The 12,128-nt window shown below is 71.2% G+C and carries 11 protein-coding genes; 7 read left to right on the forward strand and 4 right to left on the reverse strand.

Annotated features, from left to right (window positions below):
- Positions 1–7: 7 nt before the first annotated feature.
- Positions 8–583 carry a copper resistance CopC family protein gene (locus MHO01S_RS00555; protein WP_060958776.1) on the reverse strand — a complete coding sequence of 192 codons (576 nt, stop codon included), beginning with the start codon at positions 581–583 and terminating at the stop codon, positions 8–10.
- Positions 584–729: 146 nt separating this feature from the next.
- On the opposite strand from MHO01S_RS00555, the gene MHO01S_RS00560 reads away from it, so the two are divergent.
- Complete coding sequence (locus MHO01S_RS00560; protein ID WP_255266052.1) at positions 730–1,101, forward strand: four-helix bundle copper-binding protein; 372 nt, start codon at positions 730–732, stop codon at positions 1,099–1,101.
- Positions 1,102–1,125: 24 nt separating this feature from the next.
- On the opposite strand, the gene MHO01S_RS00565 is transcribed toward MHO01S_RS00560, so the two are convergent.
- The gene (locus MHO01S_RS00565) at positions 1,126–1,470 is read right to left on the reverse strand and encodes a hypothetical protein (protein ID WP_060958774.1); all 345 of its coding nucleotides are present in this window, start codon (positions 1,468–1,470) and stop codon (positions 1,126–1,128) included.
- A gap of 199 nt (positions 1,471–1,669) precedes the next feature.
- On the opposite strand from MHO01S_RS00565, the gene MHO01S_RS00570 reads away from it, so the two are divergent.
- The 3 genes from MHO01S_RS00570 to MHO01S_RS00580 all read left to right on the forward strand — a co-directional run bounded on the left by MHO01S_RS00570 (position 1,670) and on the right by MHO01S_RS00580 (position 3,499).
- Positions 1,670–2,164 (forward strand): FHA domain-containing protein, encoded by a 495-nt coding sequence (locus MHO01S_RS00570; protein ID WP_174524643.1) that lies wholly within the window; start codon positions 1,670–1,672, stop codon positions 2,162–2,164.
- On the forward strand, positions 2,161–2,847 hold the full coding sequence (ftsR, locus tag MHO01S_RS00575) for a transcriptional regulator FtsR (protein ID WP_061781703.1): 687 nt from the start codon (positions 2,161–2,163) through the stop codon (positions 2,845–2,847). The genes MHO01S_RS00570 and ftsR overlap by 4 nt, the downstream gene beginning before the upstream one ends.
- Before the next feature lie 103 nt (positions 2,848–2,950).
- A complete protein-coding gene (locus tag MHO01S_RS00580) occupies positions 2,951–3,499 on the forward strand; it encodes a MerR family transcriptional regulator (RefSeq protein WP_060958772.1) in 549 nt (182 codons plus the stop codon).
- Between the two features lie 268 nt (positions 3,500–3,767).
- Here MHO01S_RS00580 and MHO01S_RS00585 read toward each other — a convergent pair whose 3' ends face one another.
- The gene (locus MHO01S_RS00585; protein ID WP_060958771.1) at positions 3,768–4,574 is read right to left on the reverse strand and encodes a ParA family protein; all 807 of its coding nucleotides are present in this window, start codon (positions 4,572–4,574) and stop codon (positions 3,768–3,770) included.
- Positions 4,575–4,691: 117 nt separating this feature from the next.
- Between MHO01S_RS00585 and MHO01S_RS00590 the strand changes: the two genes are divergently transcribed.
- The 3 genes from MHO01S_RS00590 to MHO01S_RS00600 are packed head-to-tail and all read left to right on the forward strand — an operon-like array spanning position 4,692 to position 10,165.
- Entirely contained in the window at positions 4,692–8,099 is a 3,408-nt protein-coding gene (locus tag MHO01S_RS00590) for a pyruvate carboxylase (RefSeq protein ID WP_061781704.1), read from the forward strand.
- Between the two features lie 33 nt (positions 8,100–8,132).
- Positions 8,133–9,674, forward strand: coding sequence for a MinD/ParA family ATP-binding protein (locus MHO01S_RS00595; RefSeq protein WP_082808012.1), 1,542 nt, complete (start codon positions 8,133–8,135; stop codon positions 9,672–9,674).
- The gene (locus MHO01S_RS00600; RefSeq protein WP_060958769.1) at positions 9,674–10,165 is read left to right on the forward strand and encodes a peptide deformylase; all 492 of its coding nucleotides are present in this window, start codon (positions 9,674–9,676) and stop codon (positions 10,163–10,165) included. Before MHO01S_RS00595 ends, MHO01S_RS00600 begins: the two co-directional genes overlap by 1 nt.
- A 52-nt stretch (positions 10,166–10,217) precedes the next feature.
- Here MHO01S_RS00600 and MHO01S_RS00605 read toward each other — a convergent pair whose 3' ends face one another.
- On the reverse strand, positions 10,218–12,053 hold the full coding sequence (locus MHO01S_RS00605) for an AMP-dependent synthetase/ligase (RefSeq protein ID WP_060958768.1): 1,836 nt from the start codon (positions 12,051–12,053) through the stop codon (positions 10,218–10,220).
- Between the last annotated feature and the right edge of the window lie 75 nt (positions 12,054–12,128).

Raw genomic sequence — 12,128 nt, forward strand, 5'->3', positions numbered from 1 at the left:
TTCCAGCCTAGTCCTCGGGGGTGGGCGCGGACCGCCGCAGGAGCACCGCCACGAGCGCTCCGAGCGCCGCCGCCACGGCGATGCCGAGGACGATCCAGACCAGCACGGGAACGCCCCCGTCCGCCTCCGCCGACACCGCCGTGGAGGGCGAGGCTGCGGGAGTGCTCGGTGCCGTCTCCGACCCCACCCCGGCGGTGCCGACCGTGAAGCTGTACTGGCCCGAGACGGGATGGCCGTCGCTGGACACGACGCGCCAGATCACGGTGACGGCACCGCTGGCCGTGCCGGTCAGCGGCTGCGTCAGTCGCGTGCCGTCGAGGCGGGGGTCGCCGTCGGTGAGCGAGGAGCCCGCGGCATCCGTCACGACGACCTCGGTCGCTCCCGGCTCGTCCAGCAGCACCCCGCTGAAGGTCATCGTGAGCTCGTCCGGCATCGCGTCCACCTGGGCGCCCGCGGCGGGGGAGGAACCGATGAGCTCGTCGTGCGCCCAGGCGGGCGTGGCGACGGCGAGCGACAACAGGCCCGCGAGCAGCGCGGAGAACGCGAGGGCGAGCGGGCGGAACGTGTGAACTCTGTGTGACATCACCCTCCCGAGCCTATCCGCGGGTGTCGCCGGGGCGCCCCGCGTCCTAGCATGGCGGCAGGCGGGCACGCCGCTCGCCGTGACCGGGAGGACGGTGCGTGATGGACGCCAGGATCATGGATGCCATGTCGGCGGAGATGACCTCGATGTCGGGCATGCCGGAGATGGATGCTGCCGTGATGCAGGCGTGCATGGACGCCTGCGCCGCGTGCGAGCAGGCGTGCACGATCTGCTCGGTGCAGATGATGGACGGGCACACGATGGACTGCGCCCCGGCCTGCATGACCTGCGCCGACATGTGCAACACGATGATGCGCGCGATGCTGCGGATGCCGGGGATGACGCCGGCGTCGATGATGGCGATGCTCGACGCCTGCATCGCGATGTGTCAGACCTGCATGGACATGTGCATGATGCACGCGGACCAGAGCCCCGTGTGTGCGATGTGCGCCGAGGCCTGCCGGGCGTGCATGGATGCCTGCATGGCGGTCAAGGACGCCATGATGGCGGCCGCCTGAGCGGCCCCGCTCTCCCGCAGAGGTCTAGAGGGGCAGGGCGTTGAAGAGGCGACCGCCCGCGTTCAGCACGTGGTAGCGGCGGTGGTACGCGACCGGTGAGCCGGTCGGGAGCCCCGCCGCGGCCCCGGCGCCGTTCCACAGCTCGACGACGTCGCCGTCGAGCGAGGCGACGACGACGGTGCCCTCCGCATCGGCGTGCGTGACGATCGCGTCGATCCACTCGGCGGGCGTCGCGGAGACCAGGCGCGCCTGGATGAGGTGCACGGCGTGGCCCGGGGCGAACGAGGAGCAGGCTCCGCCCGTCGCGCACATGCAGATCGCGTCCTGACGCACCGGGGCGGGCGTGAGGCGGTTCTGCGGCGTGGACACGGGGTGTTCCTCTCTTCGGGCGCCGACGCGGGACTGCGGAGGCGGTCGTGCCAGATTAGGTCGGTCCTCCCGCGGACGCCCGCTCGCCGTCACACGACGACACACGGGGCGCCCCGGATGCGGGTCGATCGATGAAACCGACTCGCGGTCGGGGGTTCGCAGCGCGAGCCGATCCGTTAGGGTGAAAGGGAAGGAGGCCATGGTGGAAGAGAATGCGCGAGACGCTGGTGGCAGCGGCATCCGACGCGACGCCGGGGACGGTGGTTCCGCTGACTCGACGCAGACGTTCGGCCATGACTCCGACCTCTCCTTCGTCCCGTTCGGCACCGATCTGACCGATGTCGAACGCGAGGCCATCGAGGCCCTCCCGGCTCGTGCGGGACTGCTGCTCGTGCGGTCGGGTCCGACCGCGGGCGCCCGGTACCTCCTCGACGCCGACGTCACGACGGTCGGCCGGCACCCCGAGGCGGACATCTTCTTCGACGACGTGACCGTGTCGCGTCGTCACGCCGAGATCACCCGCACCGGCAGCGTCTTCGAGCTGGTCGACCAGCGTTCACTCAACGGCAGCTACGTCAACGGGGAGCGCGTCGACCGCGCCGTGCTCGTCGACGGGTCCGAGGTGCGCATCGGCAAGTTCCGGCTGAACTTCTTCGCGTCGCCCGTCGACCGTGCACAGGTGACGAGCGGGTGAGCCCGGCCGCATCGCCCCGTGGACGCGCGTCGTCCACGGGTTACCTCAGCATCGGTCAGGTCCTCGCCCGCCTCACCCCGGAGTTCTCCGACCTCAGCGCGAGCAAGCTCCGCTACCTCGAGGTCCAGGGGATCGTCACGCCCCTGCGGACGGAGTCGGGCTACCGCAAGTTCTCGCCGCTGGACGTCGACCGGCTGCGCACGGCGCTGACGCTGCAGCGCGACCACTACATGCCGCTGGCCCGCATCCGCGAGTACCTCGACGAACAGCAGCAGGGCGGGACGGTGGCGCCGCCCGCACCGGCGTCGATCGTGACCGCGCCGCGCCGCTACCGCCGCGACGAGCTGCTGCAGGCGGCCTCGGCGCCTGCAGCCCTGCTCAACGACGCCGTGCGGGCCGGCCTGGTACCGGCTTCCGAGAGCTACGACGAGAAGGCCCTGGGCGTGCTGCGCGCACTCGTGGCGCTCGACGGCCACGGCATCCAGCCCCGACACGTCCGCGGCGTCCGCCAGGCCGCCGAGCGGGAGGTCGCGCTCGTGGAGAGCGCGTTGACCCCGCTGCTGCGGCGCATGGATGCCGCGTCTCGCGCCCGGGCGGGCGAGCTCGCCCCGGAGCTGCTGCGACGACTTGACGAAGTGCGGACGGCGTTCGTGCACGCGGCCCTCGACCGCATCGTGCCGTGACGCGCGCGCGACACGCCGCGGCCGTGGAAGCGGATGTCGTTGCCGCGGGCACGGTGCTGATCTACCGTGGAGGAAACGACAGACAGATCGGTGGGAGGCGAGCATGACCGCGCACGACGATGCGCCGGGCGACATCCGGTTCGCCACCGACCTGCTGTTCACCGACGGCCTGCCGCAGATGGACGACGAGGTCGGCTACCGCGGAGCCGTCGCCGCCCGCGCCGCCGGCATCACCTACCGTCAGCTCGACTACTGGGCACGCACCGAGCTCGTGCAGCCGACCGTCCGCGGTGCGAGCGGCTCGGGATCGCAGCGACTGTACGGCTTCCGCGACATCCTCGTGCTGAAGCTCGTCAAGCGCCTGCTCGACACCGGCATCTCGCTGCAGCAGATCCGCACCGCCGTCGATCAGCTGCGCGCCGCCGGCATCCGCGACCTCGCCGGGACCACCCTGATGAGCGACGGGGCGTCGGTGTACCTCTGCACCTCCAACGACGAGGTCATCGACCTCGTCAGCCGCGGCCAGGGCGTGTTCGGCATCGCGGTCGGCAAGGTGCTGCACGAGGTGGAGTCGACGCTGCTGGACTTCGACCCGCAGGCTCCCGACCCCGTCGACGAGCTCGCCGCCCGCCGCGCGGTCAAGTCCGCCTGAGACGCGTCGAGGCGGGGAGTTCGACTCGCTGCGTTTCGACTCGCTGCGTTTCGACTCGCTGCGTTTCGACTCGCGCCTGCGGCGCTCGCTCAACGACCGGTGCGGCGCTCGCTCAACGACCGGTGGGGCGCTCGCTCGCCGCCCGCCGCGCGGTCAAGTCCGCCTGAGACGCGTCGACGCGGGGGAGTTCGACTCGCTGCGTTTCGACTCGCGCCTGCGGCGCTCGCTCAACGACCGGTGGCTCGCTCGACGAGCGGGCGGGTGAGGGTCAGGCGCGCTGTTCGCCGGCGGTGATGCGGCCGGTGCGCATGACGCGGTCCAGCAGCGCGTCGAAGTCGCCCGCGAGCTCCTGAGCGGAGTCGCCGGGCCAGATGTGCAGCGGCTTGGCGGCGCCCTGGGCCTGCTGCAGCGAGGTGCGCTCCGGCAGCTGCGGCGAGAGCACGAGCGGGCCGAACATGTCGCGGAGTTCCTTGATGCGGAACTGGTGCTCGATCGACTGCGGGCGCACGCGGTTCACGACGATGCCCAGAGGCTGCAGTCGCGGCGAGAGGCCGCGGCGGATCTCCTCGATCGCGCGCAGCGCGCGGTCGGCGGCGGCGACCGAGAACAGGCCGGGCTCGGTGACCACGACGACGCGGTCGGATGCCGCCCAGGCCGTGCGCGTGAGGGCGTTGAGTGAGGGAGCGCAGTCGATGAGGACGAGGTCGTAGTCCGCCTCGATCGTCGCGAGGGCCTCCTCGAGCTTCCACACGTCGCGCACGCTGGGGTGAGGACCGTCGAAGTTGATCGCGGACGGGCTGCCGATCATCACGTCGATCGTGCCCGGATGCACCTTGGCCCACCCGCTGGAGGTGATGGCCTGACGGACCACCTTCTCCTTCGGATTGGCGAGCACGTCGGCGACGTTGAGGCGTCCCGCGACCTGGATGTCCATGCCCGTCGACACGTCAGACTGCGGGTCGAGGTCGACGACGAGAGTCCGCACTCCCCGAGCGAACGCCGCGGAGGCGAGGCCGAGAGTCACGGTGGTCTTGCCGACACCCCCCTTGAGCGAGGAGACGGAGAGTACGTGCACGAGGCTCTACGTTACCGTCCCCTAGGCTGTGAGGACACTCAGGCCCTCGTGAAAAGTGGGCCCGTCGGGGAATCAGGGTCTCTCGGCACGCGAGGGCCGCTCGGAGAAGAGGTGCGCATGTTCCGCAAGATCCTGGTGGCCAATCGCGGAGAGATCGCGATCCGGGCGTTTCGCGCGGCGTTCGAGCTCGGCGCGCGCACCGTCGCGGTGTACCCCTACGAGGACCGTTACTCCCTCCACCGTCTGAAGGCCGACGAGGCGTATCAGATCGGCGCCGCCGGTCAGCCGGTGCGGGCCTACCTCGACGTGGACGAGATCATCCGCGTCGCCAAGGAGTCCGGCGCCGACGCGATCTACCCCGGGTACGGATTCCTGTCCGAGAACCCCGAGCTCGCCGCGAAGGCGGCCGAGAACGGCATCGTCTTCATCGGGCCGCCGTCGCGGGCGCTGGAGATGGCCGGAAACAAGGTCACGGCGAAGGAGCACGCGATCGCCGCGGGCGTGCCCGTGCTGCGCTCGACCGCGGCATCCGACGACGTCGAGCTGCTCGTCAGCCAGTCCGACGGCATCGGCTTCCCCATCTTCGTCAAGGCCGTCGCCGGCGGTGGCGGCCGCGGCATGCGTCGCGTGGAGAAGAAGGAGCAGCTCGCACCGGCCATCGCCGAGGCGATGCGCGAGGCGGACAGCGCGTTCGGCGACGCCCGGGTCTTCCTGGAGCAGGCCGTCCAGCGGCCCCGCCACGTCGAGGTGCAGATCCTCGCCGACAAGACCGGTGAGACCGTGCACCTGTTCGAGCGCGACTGCTCCGTGCAGCGCCGGCACCAGAAGGTGATCGAGATCGCCCCGGCGCCCAACCTCGCCGACGACGTCCGCGAGAGCCTGCACCGTCACGCGGTCGCGTTCGCCCGCTCGATCGGGTACGAGAACGCCGGCACCGTCGAGTTCCTGCTCGAGACGGCGGGCCCGCGGACGGGCGAGGTCGTCTTCATCGAGATGAACCCCCGCATCCAGGTCGAGCACACCGTGACGGAGGAGGTGACCGACGTCGACCTCGTGCAGTCGCAGATGCGCATCGCCGCGGGGGAGAGCCTCGCCGACCTCGGGCTGCACCAGGAGGACATCCGTCTGCGCGGAGCCGCCCTGCAGTGCCGCATCACGACCGAGGATCCGACGCAGGGCTTCCGGCCCGACACCGGCAAGATCACCACGTACCGCTCGCCCGGAGGCGCCGGCATCCGCCTCGACGGCGGCACCACCGCGGCCGGCTCGCAGGTCAGCCCGCACTTCGACTCCATGCTCGCCAAGCTCACGTGCCGGGGACGTGACTTCGCGGCGGCCGTCGTGCGCTCGCGGCGCGCTCTCGCCGAGTTCCGCATCCGGGGGGTCTCGACCAACATCCCGTTCCTGCAGGCGGTGCTCGACGACCCCGCGTTCGTGGCGGGCGATGTCAGTACCGCGTTCATCGACGAGCGGCCCGAGCTGCTGCGGGGGCGGGAGTCGAAGGACCGCGGATCGAAGATCATCGCCTGGCTCGCCGACACGACCGTCAACCGGCCGAACGGCGAGAACCCGCTGACGGTCGAGCCGGCGACGAAGCTGCCGCGCATCGACCTGTCGGCCGCGCCGGTCGCCGGCTCCCGCCAGCGCCTGCGCGAGCTCGGCCCCGCCGGCTTCGCCCGGGCCCTGCGCGAGCAGACGGCCCTCGCGGTGACCGAGACGACGTTCCGCGACGCCCACCAGTCGCTGCTCGCCACGCGCGTCCGCACGCGCGACCTCGTGACGGTCGCGCCCTACGTGGCCCGGTTGACCCCGCAGCTGCTGTCGGTCGAGGCCTGGGGAGGCGCCACGTACGACGTCGCGCTGCGCTTCCTGGGGGAGGACCCCTGGGAGCGTCTCGACGCGCTCCGACAGGCGCTGCCGAACGTCGCGATCCAGATGCTGCTGCGCGGACGCAACACCGTGGGCTACACGCCGTACCCCACCCGGGTCACCGACGCCTTCGTCCGGGAGGCCGCGGCATCCGGCGTCGACATCTTCCGCATCTTCGACGCGCTCAACGACGTCTCCCAGATGCGTCCCGCCGTCGATGCCGTGCTCGAGACGGGCACCGCCGTCGCGGAGGTCGCCCTCTGCTACACCGGCGACCTGCTCTCGCCGTCGGAAGACCTCTACACCCTCGACTACTACCTGCGCCTCGCAGAGCAGATCGTGGATGCCGGGGCGCACGTGCTCGCCATCAAGGACATGGCCGGGCTCCTGCGCCCGGGGGCGGCCGCGCGCCTCGTGCGCGCCCTCCGCGAGCGCTTCGACCTCCCGGTCCACGTCCACACGCACGACACGGCGGGCGGACAGCTGGCGACGCTGCTGGCCGCCGGCGCCGCCGGTGCCGACGCGGTGGATGCCGCGGCGGCCCCGATGGCAGGCACGACGAGTCAGCCGTCGCTGTCGGCCCTCGTGGCCGCCCTGGCCCACACGGAGCGCGACACCGGGCTCGAGCTCGACGCGGTCTCCGACCTGGAGCCGTACTGGGAAGCCGTCCGCCATCTCTACCGTCCCTTCGAGTCGGGCCTTCCCGGACCCACCGGGCGGGTGTACCGCCATGAGATCCCCGGCGGCCAGCTGTCCAACCTCCGGCAGCAGGCGATCGCGCTGGGCCTGTCGGACGACTTCGAGCTGATCGAGGACATGTACGCCGCGGCCGACGCCATCCTCGGCCGCGTCCCGAAGGTCACGCCGTCGTCGAAGGTCGTCGGCGACCTGGCCCTCCACCTCGCCGCCGTCCGCGCCGACCCCGCCGACTTCGAGCAGAACCCGGAGAAGTACGACGTGCCCGACTCCGTCGTGGCCTTCATGGCCGGCGAGCTCGGCGATCTGCCCGGAGGCTGGCCCGAGCCCTTCCGCACCAAGGTGCTGCGCGGCCGCGAGGTGCGCACGGGGGTCACGGAGATCTCGCCGGAGGAGGCCGCCGCGCTGGATGCCGACTCGGCGACGCGACGCGCCACCCTCAACGGCCTGCTCTTCCCGGCGCCGACGGCCGCGTTCCGCGAGGTGCGCGAGACCTACGGCGATCTCAGCGTCCTCGACACCGCCGACTACCTCTACGGCCTCACGCCGGGCACCGAGCACGTCGTGCAGATCGAGCGCGGGGTGCAGCTCTACGTCGGGCTCGAGGCGATCGGCGAGGTCGACGACAAGGGCATGCGAACCGTCATGACGACCCTCAACGGCCAGTTGCGTCCTGTGTTCGTGCGCGACCGCGCGATCGCGGTCCAGACGCGTCAGGCGGAGAAGGCCGACACGTCGATCCCGGGCCAGGTCGCCGCGCCGTTCTCGGGGGTGGTGACCCTCGCGGCCGGGATCGGAGAGCGGGTGACGGCCGGGCAGCCGGTCGCCTCGATCGAGGCGATGAAGATGGAGGCGGCGATCACGGCGCCGGTCGACGGCGTCGTGGAGCGGCTGGCGATCGCGTCGCCGGCTCCCGTCGAGGCGGGCGACCTTTTGCTCGTCGTCCGACCCGCCGAGTAGCCTGGGTCGGGGGCGCGTGACGTCCCGCGAGCCATGGGGGTCGGGGATCGACCCGTCGATCGGGCGGCGACGCCGCGATCGCGCGGTCCTCACGAGAGCCCCGAACCGGCCGACGCCCGCCGCGGTGACGGCCTGAATCTGGAGTGTGCATCCGTGCCTGACCGCAACGAGAACGCGACCGAGGACGTCGACAACGGCGTGCTGGAGACGTCTGCCGGCATCGACACGACGGGCATCGGCATCGTCGACGGTGCGACCGCTCAGGTGGATGTCGCCCTGCCCGTCGCGGCCGACGAGGACGACTACCTCGACGACGACGACGTCGTGCTGGACGACGACCTGACCCACGCCGCCGCCGCGGCGCCGGCGAGCGTCGAGGCTTCCGACCTCGTCGCCGACGACGAAGTCCACGAGGCCGTCGTGGACGACGACGACGATGACGACGAGGAGCACCCGTCGACGACGGCCGCGGGGCCGTCCGAGGCTCCGACGGTCGAGGACGCCGACGAGATCGCCGCCGTCACGGTCGCGGTCGCGGCATCCACCGATCTCGCGCATCACGAACGCGTGCGTCCGCGCACGTCCGAGGTGACGCTGCAGTCGCGCCGGCTGGGCGACTTCGAGGCGGGCCGCGAGAGCTCGGACCTGCTGACGGCCGACCGTCTGCTCGACCCCGCCCGCGCGACGCGGCCCGAGCCGGAGGGCACCTGGCAGCACCTGGTGTACACGCTGTCGGGGCGGCGCATCAACCTCGGTGACGGCAAGCGCGCCCGGGCGCGCAAGGATCTCGATCGCCGGATCGCGGCTCCGCTGCACGGAGGAGCCAAGTTCGTGCCGGTGCTCTCGCGCAAGGGCGGCGTCGGGAAGACGACCGTCACGACGCTGCTCGGGATGGCGCTCGCGGATGCGCGGGAGGATCGCGTCATCGCCGTCGACGCCAACCCCGACCGCGGCACGCTCGCCGAGCGAATCGGCCGCTCGAGCGGCAAGACCGTGCGCGACCTCGTCCGCGCCCACGCCGACGTGCGCGGGTTCAACGACATCTCGGAGATCGTCGCCCGCGACCACACCCGGCTCGACGTCATCGCGTCGGACACCGACCCGCACGTGTCGGAGGCGTTCAACGACTCCGACTACAACGCGGTCGCCGACGTCGCGGCGCACTTCTACTCGCTCGTGCTCACCGACACCGGCACCGGCATCGTCCACGCGGTCATGGGCGCGACGCTCGACCGCGCCGACCAGATCATCGTGGTCGCCGGATTGAGCGTCGACGAGGCGCGGCTCGCGTCGGAGACCCTCACGTGGCTGGAGAGCAACGGCTTCGCCGATCTCGTCCGCGGAGCGGTCGTCGTGCTCAACACGGCCCGCCCGGGGGCGCCGCTCGTGCGCGCCGACGAGCTCGAGGCGCACTTCGCCACCCGCGTGGGGCGCGTCGTGCGGATGCCGTACGACCCGCACATCGCGTCGGGCAGCGCCATCGTCTTCCGCGACCTGCAGCCCGAGACGCGGGCGGCCGCGCGCGAGCTCGCCGCGATCGTCGTCGAGAGCCTGCGTCAGCGGGCCGCCGCCTGATGGCCGTCCGGCCGATCCGCCTGTTCGGCGACCCGGTGCTGCGCGCACCCAGCGCGCCCATCGAGGTCGTCGACGACGGCATCCGCGGCCTCGTGCAGGACCTGCTCGACACCGTGGAGCTGCCGGGGCGGGCCGGTGTGGCGGCGCCGCAGATCGGCGTGGGGCTGCGCGCGTTCAGCTACAACATCGACGGCGACATCGGATACGTGCTCAATCCGGTGCTCACGGACGTCGCCGGCGAGCCGCAGCTCGTCGGCGAGGGCTGCCTGTCGGTGCCCGATCTGTGGCATGACACGCTGCGCTACCCCTGGGCCCGCGTCGTGGGCATGGACCTCGACGGTGCCGAGCTCGTCCTCGAGGGGGAGGGGCTGATGGCCCAGGCGCTGCAGCACGAGACCGATCACCTCGACGGGATGCTCTACATCTCGCGTCTGAGTCCCGAAGAGCGCAAGATCGCGATGCGCCGGATCCGCGAGTCGAACTGGTTCTGACGAGGAAGGGGCCGGTCGTGCGCGACCGACCCCTTCCTCGCGGACGCGACGCTCAGCCGAGCGAGACGTTCGTCGTGGTGACCGGCACGGTGTAGATGTCGTCGACGGCATCGGCGAAGTCGCTGAGGATGACGTTCCGCTTGATGCTCATCTTCGGAGTCAGGTGACCGCTGGCCTCGGTCCACTCCGAGCCGAGGATCGTGAACTTGCGGATCGACTCGGCGCGCGACACGTTCTTGTTCGCGATGTCGACGGCCCGCTGCACCTCCTCGCGCACCTTCGGGTTCTGCGCCGCCTCCGCGAGCGACATGTCGGCGGGCAGCCCGTTGTTGGCCAGCCACGTCGGCAGCATCTCGGGGTCGAGCGTGACGAGCGCCGAGATGAAGGGCTTCTGGTCGCCGACCACCACGACCTGCCCGATGATCGGGTTGGCGCGGATCGGGTCCTCGAGTGCGGCGGGGGCGACGTTCTTGCCGCCCGCGGTGACGATGATCTCCTTCTTCCTCCCCGTGATCGTGAGGAAGCCCTCGCTGTCGAACGAGCCGATGTCGCCGGTCTTGAACCACCCGTCGTCGAAGGCGGCGGCCGTCGCCTCGTCGTTGCGCCAGTACTCCTTGAACACGTTGATGCCGCGGACCTCGATCTCGCCGTCGTCGGCGAGACGCACGCCCACGCCGGGGAGCACCGGACCCACGGTGCCGATCTTCGACTTCGTGGCGAGGTTCACGGTCGCCGGCGCGGTGGTCTCGGTGAGGCCGTAGCCTTCGAGGATCGTCACCCCGAGACTGTGGAAGAAGTGGCCGAGACGCGGGCCGAGCGGCGCGGAGCCGGACACGGCGTAGGTGACGCGGCCTCCCATCGCCTCGCGGAGCTTCGAGTAGACGAGTCTGTCGAACAGGGCGAACTTGATCTTGGTGCCGAGCGGGATCTTCTTGCCGTCCTGCAGCAGGCGGGAGTGCTCGATCGCGGTGTGGGCCGCGGCGCGGAAGATCTTGCCCTTGCCGCCGGCCTCGGCCTTCTGCTCGGCGGAGTTGTAGACCTTCTCGAACACCCGGGGGACGGCCAGCAGGAACGTCGGCTTGAACGAGCCCAGCGCGGGCAGCAGCTGCTTCGTGTCGGGCTGGTGACCGGTCTTCACGCCCGCGTGGACGTCGAGGATCGAGATGAACCGCGCGAAGACGTGTGCGGTCGTGATGAACAGCAGCGTCGATGCGCCGCCCGGTGTGTTCATGACCTCGGCGAGGGCCTTCGCCGCGTTGCGGGACAGCTCCACGAAGTTGCTGTGCGTGAGCACGCATCCCTTCGGCCGTCCCGTCGACCCGGAGGTGTAGATGAGCGTGGCGATGTCCGAGCCCACCGCGATGCTCCGGCGGCGCTCGATCTCGGCATCCTCGATGCCCGTCCCGCCGGCGCGCAGCGTGTCGAGGTCGCCCTCGGCCATGGTCCAGACGTCGCGTACCCGGGGCACCTCCGACCGGATCTCGGCGATGCGGGCGGCGTGCTCGGCGGATTCGGCGATCACGGCGATCGCGCCGGAGTCGGAGAGGATCCAGCTGATCTGCGCCGCCGAGCTGGTCTCGTAGATGGGCACCATGACGGCGCCCGTGAAGAAGAGGGCGAAATCGACGAGCGTCCACTCGTAGGTGGTGCGGGCGACGAAACCCACCTTGTCGCCGGGGGCGATGCCGGCCGCGGCGAAGCCCTTCGCCAGCGCGATCACTTCGCGCTCGAACGCGGCGGCGGTGATGTCGCGCCATCCGTCACCGTCGGGGACGGCGAAGAGCGCGAGGGACGGCGTGGCCTTCACCCGCTCGACGAGCAGGTCGGCGACATTGGCCTGCGGGTCTGCGGGCACGACCGCGGGGACTTCGAACTGTACGGCGCTCATGGGCGGCAACTCCTTCGGTACCGGGTGGCGTCGGCGATCGACGGCTGGAATCGAGTCTAACTGCTGGTGACACTC

Origin of the sequence: Microbacterium hominis NBRC 15708 (genome assembly GCF_001592125.1) — a bacterium.
Lineage (GTDB): Bacteria > Actinomycetota > Actinomycetes > Actinomycetales > Microbacteriaceae > Microbacterium > Microbacterium hominis.